The organism is Bacillus sp. SRB_8, assembly GCF_003264205.1.
Lineage (GTDB): Bacteria > Bacillota > Bacilli > Bacillales > Bacillaceae_G > Bacillus_A > Bacillus_A mycoides.
In genome coordinates this window covers 193424-216571 of sequence record NZ_NADT01000019.1, presented here as the reverse complement: position 1 = coordinate 216571, position 23148 = coordinate 193424, and the positions used below count along the sequence as shown (strand labels likewise).

The window sequence follows — 23148 nt, the reverse complement described above, 5'->3', positions numbered from 1 at the left end:
AGAAAATTATAATGACCTGTAATAATAGGCTTAGTTTAAGTCTCTTTTTTTGTTAGTAGTATGTTGTTTTTTCAAATATGTAAGATTTTACATTAGCATGAGACTTTTACTTATTATGTAAGTAGGCTATACTAAAATACATATATTTTGAAATTGGAGCGAATAAAGACGACATGGAATTAGTGAAGTTAGAAAAAATAATTGAATTGAAAAAAGAAGAATTATTGAATCTAGTCTCAAATTATGGACTTCAACATGAAAAAGTAATAGCACTCAGCCAAGAAATTGACAAATTAATAAACTGGTTTATGTTTTTAAAATAGAAAGAACTATGACGTGAGTTGAATATGTTATAGTTCTTTTTTATTTGGTAATTTAGAAATATATTCGATATACTATCAATAAATAGAATATTCAGTTTCAAAGGAGGGGGATAAATGATACTACATACGCATATTTCAGGTGAAGGGGAACCAAGTGTGCTTTTACATTCTGGTGGTATGACAGGTTTAGTAGAGTTTGAAGAACAGGTAGAATTTTTTACAGAAAAACAATATAAAGTAATTCGTCCTGATTTGAGGGGACATGGAGAATCAGGAGGTACATTAGATAATTATTTTCTTTGCTCTGCTGATGATTTGAATGATACACTAGAACATTTGCAAATTAATAGTTGTCATATAGCGGGTGTTTCACTAGGGGGGATAGCCGCTTTATTATTTGCAAAAAAATATCCAGATAAAGTGAGGACATTAACTTTTTCAGGTATCTTTCCTATTGAGCGAGATAATTGGGAAGAGTCTCAGGAGTATGAAGTAAAGTGTCATCAACAGTTGATGGAAAATGAAGAAGTTGTAACTTATATGAATCAAATTCATGTAAAAAGTGATTGGAAAGGGTTGCTGAAATCGTGGCAAGTTAAGGAGTGGTACCCATTTCATGAAACAGGTGATGTAGCTAATCTTCAAGTACCTACACTGTGTATTGTTGGGGGAGATTCAGCAGATGAAGTTACAGCCGCTACAACGTTTAAACAATTAAACAACAATATACATATTGCTGTTATTCCGTTTGCAGGTCATTTAGTGCATAATGATCAGCCTAAAATATATTCATATATATTGTCTAATTTCTTACAGAATGCGCAAGCTGCTAGTCGACTATGATAATTTTTGGTTATAATAATAAAGGAATTATTAATTGTATCGGTTAGGGGCGCAGCAAATATGAAAACAGTCGTTGTCATCGGTGGAGGTATTACTGGACTTTCTACTATGTTTTATTTAGAAAAATTAAAGAAGGATTATAATATAGATTTAAATTTAATCCTTATTGAGAAAGAAGAGTATTTAGGTGGTAAAATCCACAGTGTGGAAGAAAATGATTTTATTATGGAATCTGGAGCAGATTCTATTGTAGCTCGTAATGAACATGTTTTGCCGCTTGTAAAAGATTTAAATTTAGAAAATGAAATGGTATATAACGAAACAGGTATTTCTTACATATACTCTGATAACATATTACATCCAATTCCTGCTGACACTATATTTGGGATTCCTATGAGTGTTGAATCATTATTTAGCAGTACGCTAGTCTCAAAAAAAGGGAAAATCGTTGCTTTAAAAGATTTTATTACGAAAAATAAGGAGTTTACAAAGGATACATCACTTGCTGTATTTTTAGAAAGCTTTTTAGGGAAAGAATTAGTGGAAAGACAAATTGCACCTGTGCTGTCAGGTGTATATTCTGGTAAATTGAATGAGCTTACAATGGCATCTACGTTACCATATTTACTTGAGTATAAAAATAAATATGGAAGTATTATTAAAGGTTTTGAAGAGAATAAAAAACAATTTCAGTCAGCAGGAAATAAAAAGTTTGTATCATTTAAAAGTGGACTATCTACGATTATTAATCGCTTAGAAGAAGTGCTGACGGAGACTGTCATTAATAAAGGTGCTGTAACAACAGTGATAAGTAAAAAAGGGGATCGGTATGAGGTTTCTTTTGCAAATCATGAGACAATACAAGCTGATTATGTCGTTTTAGCAGCTCCACATGATATCGCACAAACGTTATTACAGTCTAATGAGTTAAATGAGCATTTTAATAAATTTAAAAATTCATCGCTTATAAGTATTTACTTAGGTTTTGACATACTAGATGAACAACTACCGGCTGACGGCACAGGTTTTATCGTAACGGAAAACAGTGATTTACATTGTGATGCTTGCACATGGACAAGCAGGAAGTGGAAACATACATCTGGTAAACAAAAGCTATTAGTAAGAATGTTTTATAAGAGCACTAATCCAGTATATGAAACGATCAAAAGTTATAGTGAAGAAGAATTAGTACGAGTTGCTTTATATGATATTGAAAAGAGCCTCGGAATTAAAGGTGAACCGGAAGTAATTGAAGTTACAAATTGGAAAGATTTAATGCCGAAATATCATTTAGAACATAATCAAGCTGTTCAATCATTACAAGAAAAATTGGCCGTGCTTTATCCTAATGTATACTTAGCTGGTGCTTCATATTACGGTGTAGGAATTGGTGCTTGTATTGGAAACGGAAAGAATACTGCCAATGAAATAATTACGACATTGAATGAACAGTCAAAATAATAATATTGAATACATATGTAAATAAAATGTCCCTCCAACATAATGGAGGGACATTTTATTTGTAATTATTTCACATTAATTGCAATCTTTTTATGATTGGCTTTATTCTCTTTAATAGTTAATGTTATTTTTCCAGATTCTTCAAAGGAATACGGTGAGAGCCGATAAAGTTCTTTAATACTATGTTTTTCTTTTAATTTATTTGTAGGAATTAATGTTATATTAGGCTTCCATGTTTCCTGTTTGCCTGAAGGGTAGTCTACTATTATTTCTGGATTATTTAATTGTATTGTTTCCCAAGAGACAAAATACAGTTCAACTTCTGCATCTTTTTTTAGTAATTCTTCTGAGAAATAACCAAACTCACCAACATTACCAAAAACAGTGAAATTTTGATTTTGCAATTTAATATCTAAATATCTAGGTTGATATGTTGCTGCGTGATACATTCCGTATGAAAGAGAGAGTGTAGCAGCGATTAATATACCAACTGAAAATGTCTTAAAGCTATTTCCTTTAAAACTTGTCATCATAAATGAGTTTGGTGTGAATTTTTTTGCGAATAAAAAAATGAGTAAAATGAGCAAGAGGGATAAGCCAATGAAAATATACATAAAGTTTAAGCACCTCCGTAAGAAATATTTACTGTTTTTCTATATTTTAACATGAGAAGGTATAAATTAGGGGTGGTTTTTAGAGGGGAATTAATAAATACAACGAAGTTATATATTATTAATAGGATAAACATCGCTAGAAATATTTGATTTGTGGGACATTAAGGACTTTCCTAATTATAAATATTTTTTCTGCTATAATAAATGAGTAGAGAGAAAGGAGTGATCCTATGGTATTTCCTATGTTAGAAACAGAACGCTTGCGCTTAGTTGAAATAGAACAATCTTATTGTCAAAAAATATATGAAATATTCTCATTAGATGAGGTAACGTGTTATTACGGTATGAATTCTTTTACTGAGTTTGGACAAGCTTCACGTATGATTGAATCTTTTTCAAAAAATTACTTTGAGAAAAAGGCAATGCGTTGGGGGATTGTATTAAAAGACACAAATAATTTAGTAGGAACAATTGGATTAAATAATTTACAACTTTGGAGTAAACGCTCAGAGATTGGATATGATTTGCATCCTCGTTATTGGGGGAATGGTTATGCTTCTGAAGCTGCTCGAGAAATTATTACTTATGGATTTCGAGATTTAGGTTTATTTAGAATTGGAGCTATTACATATCCTGAAAATATAACTTCGTGTAATATGTTATCTAAATTAGGTTTTCAACAAGAAGGGCTGTTACGTGGATACATTCATCAAGGAAATAAACAACACGATGCATTAATGTATTCTATTGTACGAACAGATGTAGAGGATATTCATTATTAATAAAAAAGCCCCTCTTATTTTAAATAAGAGGGGCTTGTAAAAATCAACCTATTTTAGGTAATAAACGTTCTCCGCTTTTCATACTACTTTTACATAAAGGGCATTTAGGCTCTTCTTCAAATGAAAAGTTCTTTCTCATCCATCCTAAACAATCCTCTGATTCACATTCCCAAACAGGGGTTTGTTCTGGTGGTACTTCTGCTACATCGTTCTTTCGATTGCGATACATGTAACCACTCCTTTTATGTAAAAATTTTAGTTATATATTAAAAAGGTTGTTAACCGAGCTGGTAACAACCTTTTTATTGATTGAATTATAGCTTTACAACGTTTTTAGCTTGAGGTCCACGGTTACCGTCTTCAACTTCGAAGCTAACTTCTTGACCTTCGTCAAGAGATTTGAAGCCGTCGCCAGTGATAGCTGAGAAGTGAACGAATACATCGCTACCGTCTGCAACTTCGATGAAACCGAAACCTTTTTCGCTGTTAAACCATTTTACTTTACCTGTTAATGTCATGGTAATGCCTCCTAAAATTTAAAAAGATTACAATATGATCGGCCTTATTCGATTGAAAATAAAAGTTCACATATTATCAAAAATCCATAAGGAGTACAAAACATTCCTGATTGATACTTGATAATATGCAAAGAAAATATAGTACTAAATTGACCTTAATTACTATCCTACAACAAATGGTGGGAAATAGCAAGTGCTGGTAATATCAGTGAATGAATTGGGTGATACTGGTAAAAGGCACGAAGACATCTCTTTTATTTATATATTATTCCTAATCTGAATTTATTCCAAACAGAAATCATTTATTTTAAAAAATATGTTTAAGGGAAACGATATATATTTTAAGAATACAGATGATTACAATAATAAGGAGGATAGAATATTGCTAAATAAACAATTTAAAATAATTGAAGCAGCAAAAGAAGGAAGAAGAAAAGTTCATCCTATTTTCGCTGTTATACTTGCAATTGTATTTTTAACTTTAGGTGAATTTTTCATGTTGTTTATGCTGTTTTTACCGAAAGCGGATACATCATTTGTAAAGGCAATTTATAATAATATTGAGATGATATTAACGTTTGGTGGGGCTATATTTTTTATTTTTTTATGGATTAGGTTTGTAGAGAAAAGGTCATTTTCATCCATTGGTTTTTGGAAAGTGCAATGGATGAGAAAGTATTTGAGAGGTGCGTTAATAGGATTTGTCTTCATTTCAATACCAGTAATTGTGCTTATATTAACAGGGAGTGTAAAACTACAAATGCAACAAATTACGGCAACCGCCATATTTGGTATTGTAGGATCTTTAATTGCTTTTTTAATACAAGGTGCAACGGAAGAAATTATTGTACGAGGCTGGTTGTTTCCAGTTATTTCTGTTAGAAGTCGTATATGGGTTGGGATTATAGTGACGTCCTTTTTATTTGGTTTTCTTCATTTACTTAATCCAGGTATTACAATTCTTTCAATATCGAATATAATATTAGTTGGTGTATTTGCAGCTTTTTACGCTTTGAAAGACAGTAGTCTTTGGGGGATATGCGCGTGGCATTCGCTGTGGAATTGGGCGCAATTTAATATTTATGGTTTTGCAGTAAGTGGAATGGTAATGTATTCTACACCACTGTTTAAACCTGTAACAAATGGGTCAGAAGTGCTTCATGGAGGCTCATTTGGTATTGAAGGTAGTATCATTACAACAATAATGCTTTCTATCGCTTCAATCGTTTTATGGAGACAGTTATGGGGGAGAAGAGCGAAACAACGAGATTTTAGTTAATGAAAGTGGGAGAAACAATGGGGATTATAGCGTTCGAGGGAGCAAGTGCCGTTGGTAAGAGCAGCACGTGTCGTGAATTGGAAAAAAATTATGGTGCTTATATTATACCTGAAGTGAATTTTTTATTTGAAAGACCAGAAAATGAACATAGAACATGGTATTTTGAAAAACAAGTAGAGCGCTGGAAAATAGCAGTGCAGAAGTCGCAGCAATATGAATTAGTAATACTCGATGGGGATATATATCAGCCACTTAGTTATAATTGGTGTTTTCATTTTGATATATTTAATCAGCCGTTATCTTTAATAGAAAACTTTTATAAAGAAAAGATGATAAATAGAGAAATTGGTTTTCCAGATCAATATTTTTATTTATATACAAGTGATGAAGAGCTTAGAAAACGGAAAGAGTCTGATGGGACGAAAAAAAGAAGAAACTTTGAAAAACATTTACATATATCTAAAGCATTTCAGCGTTATTATGAAAATCTCAATACCGTCACAGACGGGTACTGTAAATTGATTGAAGCAAAAAGTATAAAGTCGAATGAATTAGAAATTGTGAAAAGTTTAAACAGCTTAAACATGTGTGAAGAAAGACGTTTTGATGTTTCGAGGTTAGATGTTATTACGAAGTGGTTAAAAGAAAATCGTGCATAAAGTAAAAACAACGAGTGTTTTAGAAGGCGCTCGTTGTTTTTTTGTTTCCATATAAATATAAAGGGAAATTTTGTAGAATATCTTTATTTTTTAACAGAATAATCTTTCAATTTCACGAAAAAAGAAATACAATATAAGGAAATATATATAAATAATATGATAGGGGATGGGATGAACTATTTTGAATGAAGGAACTGTTTTATATAAGAAATAATGAGGTAGTAAGAACAGAGATATTTGGGAGGAAACAAGCAAGATGAAAACATTATTTAAAATCATAGGAATTATAGCTGGTATGGCGGTAATCGGGGTAGGTGTAACGTATGGTATGCTGTATTATCTGAATAATAGTAAACCAGCTGCGAAAAAGGCATCACCAGCCGCTCCGGCAGTAGAAGTGCTAGCTGATAGTAATGTAAAAGCTGAAGATGCAAAGCTTTTAGAAAATGGCAATCATTCATTACCGAATAGTGGTTTTAATAAAAATTTTAAGTGGACAGATGAGAACATACAGACAGCACTACATGAAATGGCACATCAAAAAACGAAAGCTGATCAAAAATGGGGCTATATTTTTATTACACAAGAACGTATTGAAAGTTTACTTGAAATTATAAATAGTAATGATGTTGCACAAAAAAGTACATATGTGGATATTTTAGAACGATGGAAACAAGGAAAATATGAAAAGGTTGATGTGGACCACAACAAGATTTGGAAATTACAAAGTGGGAATTTAGGAGAAGGGAAAGGAGTAATGTCAGAAAAGGAGCAAAAAGAATTAATTAATCAAGTTTTTATACAAAAAGGTACATATTCAGGTAGTAAATTAATTGCAGGTGAGGTACAAGCTAATAAATAATATACATATTGATTTTGAAACACCTGTATTGTTATGAACACAAATGTTTTAACAAAAATGAGTAATTGCTTTTTAGAGCAGTTACTCATTTTTGTTATTACTCGCTTACTTTTCTAGTTTCTCTAATCCTTACGTTTTCTCAAGTGAATGTCAACTTTAAAAATAGTGAATATACTGATTTTTGGAAAGAAGAGAAAAGTGAGTTGATTCCTAAAGATTAAAAAGGGATAATGTGGTAAAGTTGAAGGAGCGGAAATAGACAGGAGGGATTGCCATTGCTACAAGCTATGTTACCAATTGTTCTAATCCTTTTTCTAGTCGTTTCGATGTATATAACATATCAAAAAAGAAAAAAAGCAGGGATAAAAGGATTAAAAAGTGCATTAACTTCTATTTGTTGCTTTTTAATTGCAATCTTAAATTTGTTTGCATATTGGTTTCGTTTTGGCGGTATTTTTACTTGGTTAGTCTCAATTGTATTGTTGCTAGTAGGGGCATATTTTACAAAATATATTCCAATCTCAAAAAAGGTACACTAAAATTATATGAGTTTATACGTATCGATTTTATTTCATAATGAAAAGAGATTATTCTATTAGGTCGTTGTGCAGCGGCTTCATTGGATAATCTCTTTTTATGCTTTTTTTTGTAGAGAATGTACTGTTATTTTTAGTTGCTCAATAAATCCCCGGGTAGAAGCGCACATATATTTATCTTTTCTATAAATAAGTCCTATATCTATTGTTGGAGTGGGGTTTTCAATTTTAATAGCTTGTATGTGCTCACTTTGCAAAAAGTCTATATACGGTTTTGGTAACACTGTAATTCCCATTCCTTTTGAGACCATTTGAATTAAAGATTCCATTGTACTAATTTCTAAAATTGGTTTTGGTTTAAAGTTAAAGTTTTGACAATGGGATGTAATTAGTTCAGTTAAAAAGAAATTTTTAGGTAAAAGAATTAGAGGATAGTTCTGTAATTCTGCAATAGATACACGATCATGTTCAGTTAAAGTATGACCGGTTGGCACGACTAATGTAAGTTCACTTTTATATAGTGGGATAGAAACAATCTCTTTATCTTGCACTGGAAGAAATGTAATGCCAATATCTAATTCATTTTGTAATAATTTTTCACGAATTTCCCCTGTACGAAGACCTAATACAGAAAGTTCAATATTCGGATATAAATTATTGAAATTTAAAATGGCTGGTGGCAGTAAATAATTTACGACGGTTAACAATGAGCCGATTGTTAAGGATCCATGTTGTAATCCGTTTAAATCTTGAATGGTAGAGCGGGCTTGTTCGACTTCGTGGAAGATTGTTTTACTGTGCGATAATAAAACTTTTCCTGCTTCAGTTAAAGATATTTTTTTTACCAATTCGATCAAAAAGTGGCATTCCTACTTCATGTTCTAATGCACGTATTTGTTGGCTTAGTGAAGGTTGTGAAATATTTAATTTCTCGGCTGCTCTTGTGAAATGTAATTCTTTCGAAACAGCTAAAAAGTATTCTAATTGTCGTAATTCGATTGAAATCACCTCAAGTTTAATCATAGGATATACCTATCATTATTATATAAATAATTGAATTGAACAATGGTTTTGTAGGATTTATAATCATTTTATCAGAAGTGGATTCTCAAGTTATCTATCAGTTTGAAAAGTTGTGTCGTGAGTAAGAGGAGGGATTAAAATGACTAAAGCATATGAAGTCCTATCTCTAAATATAGGACTGCCAAAAGAGGTTATGTATGGTGGGAAGTTAATTCAAACAGGGATAAATAAAAAGCAAGTAAAGGAACCTGTTTTTTTATCGTTTTTAAAGCTTAATGGAGATGGACAGGCGGATTTAGTTCATCATGGAGGGGTAGATAAAGCGGTTTGTGTTTATACTGGTGATCACTATCCGTACTGGGAAAAAGAATTGAATCAGGAACTTGTATATGGGGCTTTCGGTGAAAATATAACAGTAAGCGGAATGTGTGAAGAAGATGTTTGTATTGGTGACACGTTTCACCTCGGAGAAGCGATTGTACAAGTAACGCAGCCAAGACAACCTTGTTTTAAATTAGCAAAGAAATATAATATTCCAAAGCTACCATTATATTTTCAAGATACAGGATACACAGGTTTTTATTTTCGAGTATTAAAAGAAGGATGGATATTACCGGTAGATACTTTGAAATTGTTGAAGCCTGATCCAAAAGGTGTGTCAGTTTCGTTTGCGAATCGCATAATGCATAAAGAAAAACAAAACTCTGAAGGATTAAAAAGGATTTTAGAAGTAAATGCACTGTCTACTAGTTGGAGAAAGACGTTTGAAAAGCGTATTAGGGGCGAAGAAATTAGTACGAAGGAGCGACTTGAAGGAACGAAATAATAAGTGAATAATATTTTTATAAATGGTGCATTTCTATTAGTAAAAGCTAGTTAGAAAGCATTATTTTTATATAATAAACTTATTAATATTCAGCAATCTCAATATTGGTTTATTCGACTTAGTTTTAAAGAGTCAAAACATAAAATTAATTAGATGATTTTTTTATGTTTTATGATATTATATTGAATTATAAGGACTATTTTTTGGGTAGGTCTTATAAGCTTATATAATTTAATGGAATCGACGTATGGAGGTACAACATGGGTAATGTTGAAAAGATTGCAAATATTCTATTTGAAGAACCGAACAGAGAGCAGTTATTTCCTTTATTTGAAAAAGTGTTTGGGATTACGAGTCAAACATTACATGATTTTTCAGAGAAAGGATATTGGGATAATACATTTAAAGCATTCTCATATTTACAAGATGGTAATGCGATTGCAAATGTTGCGGTATTTTCACTCCCGTTACTAATTAACGGTAAAAAAATAAATGCAGCGGGTATTCAATCGGTAATGACACATCCGGATTTTCGTAGACAAGGGCTAATGACACAATTGCTTAATAAGATGCTAGAAGAAATAGATAAGCAATGTGAATGTGCTTTCTTGTTTACTGAAACCCCTGAACTATATAAATCATTTGGATTTCAAGTGGTGCAGGAATATCTGATGACTATACCGTATGATATAAAGAATAATAAAGATTCTATACTTAGAAAGCTAGATTTTTATAATGAAGAGGATAGAAGTTTAATAAATGAAATCATTGAAAATAGTCAAAGACTTTCTAATATGTTTTCGACAATAAATTATCAATCTTCATTTTATTTGAAAATGTATGACTTAAAATGGAATGAGAAACTGTATTATTCTAAGAAACTAGATGCGATTATTGTTTATGAAGTAGAAAATGAAAAGCTAAAGTTATATGGAGTATTTGCTCCAGTACTTCCGATTTTAGATGAACTATGTGAGGAAATCTCTGAATCATTTACAGAGATTGAATTTTATTTTTGCCCAGATCAATTAGGGATTGATGATGTACAATATACAGAATTACAGTCTAGTAAATATTTGATGGTTCGAAGTAATAAAGAATTAGATTTTAAAGGACATAAATTCCCAGTTTTAACGGAGTTTTAAATGTTTATATAGATGCTTTTGATGGAGGATAAAGGTAATAATCCTAGTGAACTACTCACCACTTAGCAAAGCTAGAAGTGGGAGCTTCTCAGTTCCACGACGAAAGTAACCTTTCGTCTCCATGAGCGTTACTTCGGGGCGATCCACCCCTAGATGTCCAACGCTTGGATGCTCTCTTTATACGGTTGATATTTTACGCAGGAACCGAATGGCTTGGTTTTCGCACGCTATTTTCTTCCTGCAACCTTCTATTCTATATCAAGTTATCAAAGAACTCCATAAAGCTAGTTTAGCAAAAGTTTTTGGCTATGCCAAACCGAAATTCATCTAAAATAATGATTCGCGATTGAATTTTACAATTGAACAAATATAAATAAAAAACCACATTCTTTCTATTAAGAATGTGGTTTTTTATTTACGTAAGATAAAGCACATTTATTGACCGGGAAGTCATAAATGCTTATCATTTAATAATGTTAAATATTAATTTACCTAATATAATAGGACTAATGGAGAAATTACAGACTATATCGCTCAAATAAGGAGGAATATAAATTATTCGATGGTAATTTCATGAAAAAAGGAGATTGTGTATGAAATCATTTCGCAAGTTGTTACAGTATTTAAAACCATACATGTTCTTCGCTATTATTGGACCGCTATTTATGGTACTTGAGGTTGCGATGGACTTAATTCAACCGACAATAATGCAACATATTATTGATGTTGGAATTGCAAACCGGGATTTGAATTATGTAATAAAAATGGGGCTTCTTATGATAGGAGCAGCAGCAATCGGTTTAGTTGGAGGACTTGGTTGTATGATGTATTCTACAAAAGCTGCTGTTAATTTCGCTACAGACATACGAAAAGATGTGTTTGCAAAAATAGAAACATTTTCTAGCAAAAATCGTGATTCATTTGGAACAGGTAAATTATTAACAATCGTGACAAATGATATTACATCTATTCAATCGGCAATGACGATGACGTTACGTGTACTTGTCCGTGGACCGTTATTATTTATTGGAAGTATCATTATAGTCTTTGTAACAGCGAGAGACCTATTTCCAATTTTACTTGTTGTGGTACCCGTATTATTAGTTGCAATTGTATTGATTGCAGGTCAATCGAGCGGTTCATTTAAGCGAGTACAAGAAGCATTAGATAAAGTAAACACAAAGCTACAAGAAAATTTATCCGGTGTACGTGTTATAAAAGCATATGTAAGACAAAAATATGAAATCGCACAGTTTGAGAAAGTTAATACAAGTTTAACTGAAATAAATATTCGTGCAATACAAATTATTTCATTGATGATGCCAATTATTATGCTAGTTGTAAATAGCGGAATTGTAGCAACTTTATGGATTGGTGGCGAGAAAGTTTTTAACGGTACACTCCAAGTAGGGGCCATTTTAGCTTTTATTAACTATTTAAATATCATTTTAATGTCACTTATGTCTATTAGTATGGTATTTATTCAAATTGCCCGTGCTTTTCCATCAGCTGATCGTGTACAACAAGTCTTACATACTGAAGTTGATATTACAACTGAAGGCGACGTATATGAACCAAAACAAGTGGGTGGTAATGTAGAGTTTAAAAATGTTAGCTATAGTTATACGAAAAATAATGAATATGTTTTAAAAGATATTTCCTTTACTGTACGTAAAGGTGAAAAAATAGGGATTATTGGATCGACCGGAAGTGGTAAATCTACATTGGCGAAACTATTGCCACGACTTTACGATGTTGATCAAGGTGAAATATGTATAGATGATGTTAATGTGAAAGCATACGATTTGCAAAAACTTCGTGCTTCCATTGGCTTCGTTCCACAAAAGGCACTTCTTTTTTCAGGCAGTATAGAAGAGAATTTACGTTATGGCAAAGAAGATGCAACTTATGATGAATTGGAATTAGCATCTTCATCTGCTTGTGCGACTGAGTTTATCAATAAGCTGGAAGACTCTTATGAATATAACTTAACACAAGGTGCAACCAATCTATCTGGTGGTCAAAAACAACGTATATCTATTGCAAGAGCCCTAGTGAGAAAGCCATCTATTCTTGTATTAGACGATTCTACATCGGCAGTTGATGCGAAGTCAGAAGCTGTAATACAGGAAGCATTAAGGACAAGATATAGTGGCACAACGACATTTTTAATTGCATCAAAAATATCTTCTATTATAGATGCTGATAAAATCCTCGTTTTGAATAACGGTGAATTAGTTGGAAATGGTACGCATGAGGATTTATTGGCAACTTGTGAAGTGTATCAGGAAATTTATCTTTCCCAAGGTGGTAGCCTGCAGCAAGAAGGAGGGGAAGAGCGTGCGTAATTTTCAAGGACAATTTGGAAATAAAGGTGGACGTAACAATCCGAAAACGGGAAAAACTAAGAATACTAAAGGAACTATAATGCGAGTATGGAACTATATGGGGTATCAAAAAGCATCTCTTATGTTCGTTATTATTCTTGTATTTATCACGACATTACTAGGTTTACTTGGGCCATATTATATGGGGGTCATCATTGATGAATACATTGTACCGAAGGATTTAAGCGGGACAGCCAGAATGTGCATGCTACTCATTGCAATATATGGGATAACCGTATTATTAACATGGTTACAAACATTTGTAATGATTAATGTTGCATTAAAGACTATACAAAAAATACGACAAGATATTTTTGAAAAAATCCAAACACTTTCTCTACGATTCTTTGATGTACGTTCTCAAGGTGATTTAATGAGCCGTGTGACAAATGATATTGATAACTTAAATCAAGCTTTGACACAAAGTGTTGTGCAAATCATTTCATCAGCGTTAACGTTTATAGGTGTAACAATTGCGATGTTTTCATTAGATTGGATTTTAGCGATTGTAACTTTAATTACAGTACCTATTATGTTTTTCGTTACGAAAAAACTAGTTGCTTATAGTGGGAAAAACTTTGCGAAACGTCAAAAGGATTTAGGAGAATTAAATGGATTTATTGAGGAAGCTATTACAGGCGCAGACGTAACTACGTTATACGGAAAAGAAAAAGAAACCGTACATAACTTTAATGAAATTAACGAACAGCTAAGAATTTCAGCAACGAAGGCTGAAACGTTTTCAGCATTTATTTTTCCAAGTATGAACTTTATTAATAACTTAGGAATGGGGCTTGTAATTGGAACTGGATCGGTAATGGTATTAAACGGAATGACAACAGTAGGTGTCATTGCAGCTTTTATTAATTATTCTCGACAATTTTCAAGACCACTTAGTCAATTTGCAACTTTAATGAATACGATTCAAGCGGCAGTTGCTGGAGGAGAACGTGTCTTTGAAATTATGGATGAAGTACCAGAAATTCAAAATAAAAAAGATGCAGTACTTGTACAAAATTTACAAGGACATGTTAGGCTTGAGAAAGTTTCATTTGGATACGCACAGGACAACATGATTTTAAAAGATGTGAGTCTCGAGGCGAATCCTGGGGAGACAATCGCTTTAGTCGGTCCAACTGGATCAGGAAAAACAACAATTATTAATTTGTTAACTCGCTTTTATGACATTCAAAAAGGGCAAATTAGCATTGATGAAAAAGATATAAAGGATTATGATATTAATTCTTTACGGAGTAAAATAGGGGTTGTTTTACAGGATACGTATTTATTTGCAGGAACGATTATGGAAAATATTCGATATGGACGTTTAGATGCAAGTGATGAAGAAGTAGTTGCAGCAGCAAAAGCAGCATCAGCACATTCTTTTATAAAACATCTACCGAATCAATATGAAACGGAAATTGCTTCAGAAGGTTCGAATTTAAGTCAAGGACAAAAACAACTCCTTGCGATTGCACGAGCGATTTTAGCAGATGCAGATATATTAATTCTCGACGAAGCAACATCTAATATTGATACGAGAACAGAATTACAAATTCAATCTGGATTAAATAATTTAATGAGAGGGCGAACAAGTTTTGTAATCGCTCATCGGCTGAAAACGATTGAAAAAGCAGATCAAATACTTGTAATAAAAGATGGAAGTATTTTAGAGAGAGGAAATCATGAAACTCTCATGGAAGATGGTGGGTTTTACTTTGATTTGTATACGAGTCAGTTTAAAATTTAACAAAAACATTGATGTGGTGAGGTTTCTCTAGAAAAGAGAAACCTCATTTTTTATATTTGCAAACATTACCATCCGAATAGTCTTTCACTAAATGTTTTAACAGCGTCCTTTTGCAGACTAGGTGAAAAATGTGAATAGCGATTTAAGGTTATGAAAACGTCCTTATGATCCAATCGTTCGCTTACAATCTTTGGATGTACTCCTTGTTTTAAAAGAAGCGTTGCATGAGTATGGCGTAAATCATGAAATCTAATGTTTTTTAATTCGGATTTTTTCAAATAGGCTTTAAATGTATCACGAAAACCACTATTGTCTTCTTTTTCCTGTCTCTGAATCAGCTCCGATATCGACAATAATACACCACTTTGTTCCTCTTTTTCGAATATGTCCTTTCACTTAAAACATTCCTTCATTGATTTTTGAATCATGTTGTAAAAGTATATTTGTAATTTTTCTGCTATGAAAATTACATGTTTGGACATATCGGCGATGGATATATTTTATCATATATAAATTAAAACATTTTGGAGTCGTCTATTTAGTAAAGAAATTAAAATTATAAGAAATATGATTTTTAGTATATTTTCATCAGTTGGTGTATATATGTCGTATTTATTATTTTTGGATTTCAAATGAAATTTCTTTAGCTGCTTCTAAAGCTATTTTTTTAGCTTCTGTTTTAAAATAGGCTGCAGCTAAAACGTATCCACATCGATGTCCCATTGATGTAGGTGGTTTTAAGATAGTTCCTTTTTTAGGTTTTATATAAACTTTCTCTACACCAGGATATTTAGAACTACGGTTTTTCCCTGTAACTCGAATTAGTTTTCCTTTAGATTTAACTGTTAGGTAATGAGCGTACACATATTTATAATGTTTTTTATTTAGTGAAGGTTTATTTCCTAACATTAACTGAATAGTCTCTTGCACTAAGTTGATTCCATGTCCAATTTCAATTATGTCATTCATTGCTCCACCTGATATTCTGGGATTTATCTCAATTAATTTCCAAACATCTTTTATTCTCCGGAGTTCTAGATGACACGCTCCATTTTTCATATTAAAGGCCTGAATAACAGAATTAACTGCATTGAAAAGACTATTATATAGTCTTTTGTCTACCTGTCCTAGTAAAGAATAACCAGTAACAATAAAACGTTCAAAAAGTGTAATTTCTTGTTCAATTACTGCTATAATATGGACTTTTCCATCTTGAACTAAAATTTCAACTAAGTACTGAGGTCCATCTATATATTCTTCAAGTAGAATTTCTTCATTAGGTAGTTTTTTTAAAAGACTTTGTATAGATAAGATTAATTGATCTTTATTTTTTACTAATAATACATCTTTGGATCCTGTTGATTTAGGGGATTTTACAATAAGCGGGAAATTTATCTCTTTAGTTTTTCAAGAAAAGATGATAATGATTCTGTTGGTTTGTAAATTAAATAGTTGAGTGAGATTGGTAATTCTTTAAGTACATTACGAGTTAATATTTTGTTTTCCATATGATGGATAGCTTTAGTAGATACAATATTTGAGCAAAATCTTTCTGATAAACGTGCAGCCACATAAACAAAAGGGTCAATAAAACTAAAGATCCCCTTTATGTTTTTTCCTGATGTATTTAATTTTTCAATTGTTGTAATTATATTATCATAATCATTTATATCAGTGAAAATCATCTGATGTACATCAGGGAATATAGTGCGTTCATTAATAAATTTTGTTTTTTTAGTTAATAAAACAGTAAAGAAATTAAGTTTTTCAGCTGCTTTGATTGCTTCCCTACTTGATCCAGATTTATTTGTTTCAATGAAAACGATAGTATCCATTTTATGTCACCTTAACCTTTATCATTTTATAAAATCTCAGGTTTATTATTTCTATAGGTAGAATATTAAAATGAGGTTAAGCTTGTTCTGGATTTTTCGAAAAATGGTTGAATGAGGAAGAACATGAATATATATATAATGAATTTGATATTTGTTTTGAAAAAAATCTTTAGAAAGAAGGGAAGAAGAACTAACATGACTATAATTGGTATGCTTCATCATCGGAAAGATCCGAATGACGTAAAGAAAGCATATACTTATGCTGCTGTAGCTAAAGCTGAAGGTGTGGAATTTTTTTATTTTACTTTAGGAAAAGTAAATATAGAAACGAAGAAGATTTTAGGTAAAACTTATGAAAATGGTAAGTGGATTGAACAAGAATTTTCTTTTCCAGATGTTATTTACAATGCAAGTGTTCATGTTAGTGATAAAAATCAGCAAATCTATGATTATCTACATGAAAAAGTTCCTTTTACAAGTCATTCAATTGGAAATAAATTAAGTGTATATAACAGAATAAATAGAGCGAAAAAATTTAAGCAATATCTTATTCCTTTTTATGAATTAAATGATGTTAATAAGTTTTTTGACATGATTAATCGTTATGAAAAACTTATTATTAAACCAATTTCTGGACATCAAGGTAGTGGTATAATTTTCATTGAAAAAAATGGGATGAATTACAGTATGAATGAGTCAGAACAAATTTCATCTATTAATAAAAAACAATTACGGAGCTTTATATCTGATAAGATTCAAGAGCAAGGTTACATAATTCAACAGTTTATTTCATGTCAAATGAAATCTGGTCATGTTTATGATTTTCGATTGCATGTTCAAAGAAATGGGGAAGGCAGGTGGGTTGTTACTTCTATATTCCCGAGAATAGGTCCATTAGGAAGTATTGTATCAAATATGGCTAAGGGTGGTTATAGTACGTATTTAGATGTTTTTTTAAAAGCGGAGTTTGATAACGATTGGTATAATATTAAAAGGTATTTAGAACGATTTGCAGTAACTTTTTCTAACCATTTTAATTCTTTATATAAGGATATACTATTTGATGAGTTAGGAATTGATGTAGGGATTGATAAGGATCAAAAATTGTGGTTATTTGAGGTGAATTGGAGACCAGGGGTACCTAATATATTTAATCTTGAATTAGATGTAGCTAGAAATTTAGTTCACTATGCTAGATATTTGGCTGATAAATATAAATAAGAAAAGGAAAATATAATGAAACCTAGAAACCTTTATATACCAATGCTTCTACTAATCTCTCTTTCTATATCTCCTATAAGGTTTTTCTCCATGCATTCCGAAATTCGGCGGATGCTGGACTGTCGCCAAGCCAACGTACCTAATATGAGGTAAATACCGGAACCTGGTAATACATCCTTCATTGTGGGCGGGGTCACATATTTATAAAAAAATACGCTTGTCCAATCCATTATCATTCTCCAGTCATTTAATACTACAAAGGGGGGAGAATATGGAAAACAATGAAAAAATCACGTTTCGATTTGTAAAAAAAGATGGAGAAGAAATTAATTTGGGAAATCTTGCTGATAAACGAAAAATTGTCATTGTCATTAATAATCAGATTACATTTGCACCGAATACAACACAAATTGCCAGTGGAGCCGGACAAAATAGTGCAGCAGGAAGTAATGCAGCAATCGATTCATCGAATACCCGACAGCAAGAAACGGTGGGCGCTGGAGGCGAAGCCATAAATAAAGGAATTAGTGGGGACCAGATTGAGCCGCATAAAATGAAAAAAGAAACTTCGGATGAAGAGGCAGAATTTGTACTTATCATCAATAATCAAATTAATAAAACCCGTAAGGAACAGGCTAGTGCTACTCAAGTGGCAAGTGGTGGTGGAGAAGACAGTGCAGCGGGAACCAACGCTGCCATCGAAAGTTCTAATACTAAACAGCAACATGCAGTAGGAGGCGGAACGGATAGTTCGGCAGAAAATGCAGGTGAAGAAGGCGACCAAATAGAAAAATGCGATTAAAGAAAAGAGGCTGTAATTATTTCGCAGCCTCTTTTTCTTATTATGGATTAATTGGTCTATTACTTACCCAACCAAATTAGGAATATATTAAATATCTTGATGGATCATATACTGTCCATAATCCTATCCGTTGAGAAGTATTTGGATTTTTATATACTGCGATTGATCCATAAGGTTTTCTATGACTAGCTAAAGTATTGTCAATATATACTACAAGGTCATAAGGCTGAAGTTGTATTTAATAAAAAGTTGTAGCTTCTGATTTTGATGATGCGAAAAATCAAATTCGTCAACTCGAATTGTCTTTTGCCACAGAAGCATGTGCTTCTTTTTTTGAAGAGCTATTAGTATTTGTACAGTTTCTAGTAATAAGTTTTGGATTATACATTCAAAAATAGAAAAAATAAATCCAACCTTATTTAGCAATGAAGCTTAGTAAGAAGCGTGTGGATATAAAAATCGTTATTGGATAAAAAATCAAAAGAGCACGCCTATAAACGTACTCTTAGAAAGATAAGAAACTTATGAGTGGAGGAAATCTCCATATAATAACATATGCTTGTCTACTTTAAATGTGTAAAATTTATAAACAAAAATGCTATTTTATTAAGAAACGAGAAACGGTAGATAAGTAAGTACGTACGTACGTATATTATCGGATGTTAGTTGTTTTAATGAAAAAGAAACCTTTATAAAAAGGTTTCTTTTTCATTAAAATTAACAATCATAATCATTGTCGTATTCATGGTTACATTCATCGCAAGGGTTGTTCTGGTCATCACAGCAAATACAAAACGTTTTATTGATAAATATATCAATAAAATCAAAGGAATCGGAATTATTTGTGAGGGTAAGTTCTTGGAAATCTTCTACTTGAAAAATCCTTGTTTCATTAGGAACTATCGTAGCGATAATTGGTGTGTTAGAAATCCTTGTTCGAATAGTTACTTCAATGGGACCGGAATCGTTAGGAACAGATATTTGAAGTAATGTTTTGTTGTGATTAATAGTAAGATCTTCAAAAACCACTCTTGAAGAGTTAGGGGGTACGATAATATCTAGAGGTACATTTCCAGTTGAGGAAGTTCCCGAACCGGCTATGGTATGAGTCTCAATAAAACAGTTACTCTTTTGGTTAAGAGAATGTGATTGTTCTGCATAGTAATCATTTTGGTCATCACAGCAGATGCAAAACGTTTTTTGAATAAAAATACCAATGTCGCTACTTGTATTATTATTATTTGTGAGAGTGAGGCTTTCAAAATTTTCTACTTGAAGAATTCTTGTTTCACCTGAAGCTATTGTAGCGGTAATCGGTCTACGAGAATTTCTTGTACGAATAGTTACAACAATTGGTGCAGAAGTACCAGGAACATGAAACTGCAGTAATGTTTTATTGTGATTATTAGTAGCATCTTCAAAAACTATTCTTGAAGTGTTAGCTGGTACAATAATATCTAACGGTATATTTGAGCCAGCAATCGTATGCGTTTTAGTGAAACAGTTCTCTTTTTTATTGTGAGAATATGAATAGTTTTTATAGTACTTTTTACCATGTTTATAAAAAAAATCAGCCATTCTTTAATCTCCTATCTTTTATTTGTCTATATATTGTATTTAATGAGGATAAAAACTGTTTGTACAAGGTAGAAAAAAGTTTTATTTAGGAGAATAAGAGAAAAAGCTTAAGATATACGTACTGTAGCGTTTGGTTCAGTTAAACAAAATATAAGAATTAGAATGAGTATAGAGCTAGCTTATAACGATTGATATAGCACTGAAAACCAATAAAACAGCCATAATGATGTTAAATAATTGAGTATGTTTTAATAATAGTTTTTGGAACATTGAACCAAACAGGCTCCAACTAAATGTACTCATTAAACCGACTACACCTAGAAATAATGAAAAAAGTAGAAAACTTGAATATGAATTGTAGTAAGGGAGAATAAAAGTAGAAACTACAGTCAGTCCGAATAATATCCCTTTAGGGTTAACAAACTGAAGAAAAATCCCCACTGTAAATAAGTTTTTATTATCTTTTTCATCGGGATCCGTACTGCCTTTACTAGTGAGTATTTTAAAAGCTAAATATAACATGTATGCTACTCCTAAAATTTTTAAAGGTAATTCGATTTTAGGTAAAATATTAATTAGTACTATATTAAAGAAACTACATAAAGAAGTGAGGAGGAAAAAACCGAAAGCTACTCCAAAGCAAAATTGCATGCTCCTTTTCAAACCAAGTTGATTTGCGTATGTCATAGCTAAAAAATTGTTAGGACCGGGTGTGAAGCTACTAATAAAAACAAATAATAAAAAAGAAAATAAAGGCATTTCAAAACCCCCTAAGTATTTTTTTGTATGTTATAATGACCGAAAAGAACAATATAACGTGTGCTTTTTATTATACATAACGGTCGTTATATTGTATATAGTGTAGGAGTGTTTTTTTATGGAAGAAATTCAACTTATTTTGGCGAAAAATATAAAGGCAATACGTGAGAAAGAAAAATTAAGTTTAGAAAAGGTTTCCCAATTAACAGGTGTGAGTAAAACGATGATTGGACAAATTGAAAGAGGAGATTCAAGCCCGACACTAACAACAATATGGAAGATAGCGAATGGTTTAAAAGTGTCTTTTACGTCTTTAATTAATAATCCACAGCCTGATACGAAAGTGGTTTTACGAAACGATGTTCAAGTATTATCAGAAGACAATGGGAGATATAAAGTGTATCCTTCTTTTCCTTTTCAAGATGATAGACATTTTGAAATCTATACTGTTGAAATTGAAACGGAAGGAAAATTAAGTTCGGAAGGCCATAAAGAAGGGACCGAAGAATTTATAACGGTGTTTGAGGGAGAATTGACAATTGAAATAAATAATTGTCAATATACATTAAATAGCGGAGATTCAATTCGCTTTAAGGCGGATAGACCGCACTCTTATCATAATTCCGGACGAACGCTAACTCGGTTAAGTATGACCATTTATTATCCAGCTTCATAAACTTGCTATTTTATTTAGAATATAAAGAGATATGTTTTGATAAAACCATCTATAAGAGATGGTTTTATTTATTACAATTTTAAAAAAAAGACACTCATTTGAGTGTCAACACAGTATTGCTCTCGCGTATAGGATTGGAGAATATTTCTCAAATACGTATTGAGATGGTTCGTAAAGGAGAAACCGTCTTCATAAATAACTTAACATTGATAGCGTATAGAGTAAATTGATAATGTTTATCCGGAATATTTAGTATAGATAGTTTCTACTATCTATATAGGGGAATGGCATTTAAAGCTAAGAAGAAAAAATGAATCATTTATTAATCAACTCGTATAATTGTTAGAGAGGCGCCAGTTGATCCACCACCGATTAAATTGACAATTGATAAGAGACCGAATAATTGAAGAGAAATAGTATTACCTGCATTTAATATTGTAATTAAATTATTATTATAACTTGAAGTAGATAGGGCAGGAGATAGAATTGAGCTCAGAAGTGATGTAGATCCGTTTAAAAGTAGTCTTGAACCCGCAAGAAGTGCAATTGTAGTATTAATTTGATAAGAAAGATAATAACGTCCCGTTACAGGGACTGTAAATAAATCATTTGCACTATTGACTGCAAAGCTATCAAGGCTTTGATTGTTTGAGAGTAGTATGTTAGTACCACCCTAGTACAACTGAAACTGTTCCATCCACTGTATTATTTGCAAACATAGAATTTGTTGTAACGTTTATGCCGGTACTACCCGTGGGTCCGGTATTACTCATGGGTCCAGTACTACCAGTAGGACTAGTTAGTCTATAAGGAAGGATAATTGTATGTCATTATTTTGGGGATTTTCTCTATCTTTATTTTTAATTAAAATCACCTCATTTTTATGATAAAGGAGATACTTTTCATATATTCTATTAATAATATTTTTTATAGTAACGGCATGCTGTTTAAAATACATTCATTTTTAGTAAATTACATTAAATTTGATTTTGTACAAAGATTTTAATCGAGAGATTAATAGTATTTTTTTAGATAATTCTTTTAACATTTCGGAACATCTAACATTTAATAAATACTATAGAAGGGAGATGCAAATTTGAATCGATATGACAAATTACCAATGTCTAAGGAAGTTATGGATTCTAAAAATATTGGTCCTACATTTCCACCTCTTCCGTCTATTAATTTTCCAACCGGAGCAACCGGAGAAAGCGGAGCAACCGGAGAAACCGGAGCAACCGGAGCAACCGGAGCAACCGGAGCAACCGG

At 31.9% G+C, this 23148-nt stretch carries 21 protein-coding genes and 5 pseudogenes; 17 read left to right on the top strand and 9 right to left on the bottom strand.

The genetic code is table 11. The features are described 5' to 3' along the window. Positions 1 to 173: 173 nt before the first annotated feature. From B5P40_RS16580 to B5P40_RS16570, 3 genes are all read left to right on the top strand, one after another. Positions 174 to 323, top strand: a complete 150-nt coding sequence (locus B5P40_RS16580) for an aspartyl-phosphate phosphatase Spo0E family protein (protein WP_002012842.1) — start codon at positions 174 to 176, stop codon at positions 321 to 323. A gap of 114 nt (positions 324 to 437) precedes the next feature. Further along, complete coding sequence (locus tag B5P40_RS16575) at positions 438 to 1166, top strand: alpha/beta fold hydrolase (RefSeq protein WP_113709483.1); 729 nt, start codon at positions 438 to 440, stop codon at positions 1164 to 1166. A 60-nt stretch (positions 1167 to 1226) separates the two neighbouring features. After that, positions 1227 to 2627 (top strand): protoporphyrinogen oxidase, encoded by a 1401-nt coding sequence (locus B5P40_RS16570; protein WP_002031950.1) that lies wholly within the window; start codon positions 1227 to 1229, stop codon positions 2625 to 2627. 65 nt (positions 2628 to 2692) lie between these two features. Here B5P40_RS16570 and B5P40_RS16565 read toward each other — a convergent pair whose 3' ends face one another. Next, complete coding sequence (locus B5P40_RS16565; protein WP_016092619.1) at positions 2693 to 3241, bottom strand: hypothetical protein; 549 nt, start codon at positions 3239 to 3241, stop codon at positions 2693 to 2695. A gap of 230 nt (positions 3242 to 3471) precedes the next feature. On the opposite strand from B5P40_RS16565, the gene B5P40_RS16560 reads away from it, so the two are divergent. After that, complete coding sequence (locus tag B5P40_RS16560; RefSeq protein ID WP_002031946.1) at positions 3472 to 4023, top strand: GNAT family N-acetyltransferase; 552 nt, start codon at positions 3472 to 3474, stop codon at positions 4021 to 4023. Positions 4024 to 4066: 43 nt separating this feature from the next. Here B5P40_RS16560 and B5P40_RS16555 read toward each other — a convergent pair whose 3' ends face one another. Continuing rightward, on the bottom strand, positions 4067 to 4252 hold the full coding sequence (locus tag B5P40_RS16555; protein WP_000286202.1) for a cold-shock protein: 186 nt from the start codon (positions 4250 to 4252) through the stop codon (positions 4067 to 4069). An 85-nt stretch (positions 4253 to 4337) separates the two neighbouring features. Continuing rightward, positions 4338 to 4541, bottom strand: coding sequence for a cold-shock protein CspD (cspD, locus tag B5P40_RS16550; protein WP_002012849.1), 204 nt, complete (start codon positions 4539 to 4541; stop codon positions 4338 to 4340). Positions 4542 to 4923: 382 nt separating this feature from the next. On the opposite strand from cspD, the gene B5P40_RS16545 reads away from it, so the two are divergent. The 5 genes and pseudogenes from B5P40_RS16545 to B5P40_RS16530 all read left to right on the top strand — a co-directional run bounded on the left by B5P40_RS16545 (position 4924) and on the right by B5P40_RS16530 (position 7880). Next, positions 4924 to 5820 carry a CPBP family intramembrane glutamic endopeptidase gene (locus B5P40_RS16545; RefSeq protein WP_113709482.1) on the top strand — a complete coding sequence of 299 codons (897 nt, stop codon included), beginning with the start codon at positions 4924 to 4926 and terminating at the stop codon, positions 5818 to 5820. Between the two features lie 17 nt (positions 5821 to 5837). Beyond that, positions 5838 to 6479, top strand: coding sequence for a DEAD/DEAH box helicase family protein (locus tag B5P40_RS16540; protein WP_113709573.1), 642 nt, complete (start codon positions 5838 to 5840; stop codon positions 6477 to 6479). Between the two features lie 256 nt (positions 6480 to 6735). Next, positions 6736 to 7341 carry a PRK06770 family protein gene (locus B5P40_RS16535; RefSeq protein ID WP_002085644.1) on the top strand — a complete coding sequence of 202 codons (606 nt, stop codon included), beginning with the start codon at positions 6736 to 6738 and terminating at the stop codon, positions 7339 to 7341. 95 nt (positions 7342 to 7436) lie between these two features. Continuing rightward, positions 7437 to 7562 (top strand): annotated as a pseudogene (locus B5P40_RS34370) (C45 family autoproteolytic acyltransferase/hydrolase); the annotation flags it as partial. A 54-nt stretch (positions 7563 to 7616) separates the two neighbouring features. Next, entirely contained in the window at positions 7617 to 7880 is a 264-nt protein-coding gene (locus B5P40_RS16530) for a hypothetical protein (RefSeq protein ID WP_078176183.1), read from the top strand. Positions 7881 to 7975: 95 nt separating this feature from the next. Here B5P40_RS16530 and B5P40_RS16525 read toward each other — a convergent pair. Continuing rightward, positions 7976 to 8885 (bottom strand): annotated as a pseudogene (locus B5P40_RS16525) (LysR family transcriptional regulator). A gap of 154 nt (positions 8886 to 9039) precedes the next feature. Here B5P40_RS16525 and B5P40_RS16520 point away from each other — a divergent pair. The 4 genes from B5P40_RS16520 (at position 9040) to B5P40_RS16505 (ending at position 15008) form a co-directional block, all read left to right on the top strand. Next, a complete protein-coding gene (locus B5P40_RS16520) occupies positions 9040 to 9726 on the top strand; it encodes an MOSC domain-containing protein (RefSeq protein ID WP_113709481.1) in 687 nt (228 codons plus the stop codon). Positions 9727 to 9986: 260 nt separating this feature from the next. Further along, the gene (locus B5P40_RS16515) at positions 9987 to 10871 is read left to right on the top strand and encodes a GNAT family N-acetyltransferase (RefSeq protein WP_113709480.1); all 885 of its coding nucleotides are present in this window, start codon (positions 9987 to 9989) and stop codon (positions 10869 to 10871) included. Positions 10872 to 11464: 593 nt separating this feature from the next. Beyond that, the gene (locus B5P40_RS16510) at positions 11465 to 13219 is read left to right on the top strand and encodes an ABC transporter ATP-binding protein (RefSeq protein WP_016092610.1); all 1755 of its coding nucleotides are present in this window, start codon (positions 11465 to 11467) and stop codon (positions 13217 to 13219) included. Next, the gene (locus tag B5P40_RS16505; RefSeq protein WP_002165835.1) at positions 13212 to 15008 is read left to right on the top strand and encodes an ABC transporter ATP-binding protein; all 1797 of its coding nucleotides are present in this window, start codon (positions 13212 to 13214) and stop codon (positions 15006 to 15008) included. The genes B5P40_RS16510 and B5P40_RS16505 overlap by 8 nt, the downstream gene beginning before the upstream one ends. 65 nt (positions 15009 to 15073) lie before the next feature. Here B5P40_RS16505 and B5P40_RS16500 read toward each other — a convergent pair whose 3' ends face one another. Next, a complete protein-coding gene (locus tag B5P40_RS16500) occupies positions 15074 to 15361 on the bottom strand; it encodes a tyrosine-type recombinase/integrase (protein ID WP_206772143.1) in 288 nt (95 codons plus the stop codon). Positions 15362 to 15623: 262 nt separating this feature from the next. Beyond that, positions 15624 to 16843, bottom strand: a pseudogene (locus B5P40_RS16495) (ATP-grasp domain-containing protein). 123 nt (positions 16844 to 16966) lie between these two features. Between B5P40_RS16495 and B5P40_RS16490 the strand changes: the two are divergent. Further along, complete coding sequence (locus B5P40_RS16490; RefSeq protein ID WP_002165834.1) at positions 16967 to 18064, top strand: YheC/YheD family endospore coat-associated protein; 1098 nt, start codon at positions 16967 to 16969, stop codon at positions 18062 to 18064. A 271-nt stretch (positions 18065 to 18335) separates the two neighbouring features. Next, entirely contained in the window at positions 18336 to 18866 is a 531-nt protein-coding gene (locus B5P40_RS16480; RefSeq protein ID WP_003189202.1) for a hypothetical protein, read from the top strand. A 717-nt stretch (positions 18867 to 19583) separates the two neighbouring features. Here B5P40_RS16480 and B5P40_RS16475 read toward each other — a convergent pair. Together B5P40_RS16475 and B5P40_RS16470 are read right to left on the bottom strand one after the other, a co-directional pair. Beyond that, positions 19584 to 20444: a hypothetical protein gene (locus B5P40_RS16475; RefSeq protein ID WP_002031983.1), complete on the bottom strand. Its 861-nt coding sequence runs from the start codon at positions 20442 to 20444 to the stop codon at positions 19584 to 19586. Between the two features lie 174 nt (positions 20445 to 20618). Beyond that, on the bottom strand, positions 20619 to 21203 hold the full coding sequence (locus tag B5P40_RS16470; protein WP_078176188.1) for a LysE family translocator: 585 nt from the start codon (positions 21201 to 21203) through the stop codon (positions 20619 to 20621). Between the two features lie 118 nt (positions 21204 to 21321). Here B5P40_RS16470 and B5P40_RS16465 point away from each other — a divergent pair, with 118 nt between their 5' ends. Beyond that, the gene (locus tag B5P40_RS16465; RefSeq protein WP_113709479.1) at positions 21322 to 21879 is read left to right on the top strand and encodes a helix-turn-helix domain-containing protein; all 558 of its coding nucleotides are present in this window, start codon (positions 21322 to 21324) and stop codon (positions 21877 to 21879) included. A gap of 322 nt (positions 21880 to 22201) precedes the next feature. Here B5P40_RS16465 and B5P40_RS16460 read toward each other — a convergent pair. Next, positions 22202 to 22652 (bottom strand): annotated as a pseudogene (locus tag B5P40_RS16460) (BclA C-terminal domain-containing protein). A gap of 323 nt (positions 22653 to 22975) precedes the next feature. On the opposite strand from B5P40_RS16460, the pseudogene B5P40_RS16455 reads away from it, so the two are divergent. Further along, positions 22976 to 23148 (top strand): annotated as a pseudogene (locus B5P40_RS16455) (exosporium leader peptide-containing protein); the annotation flags it as partial.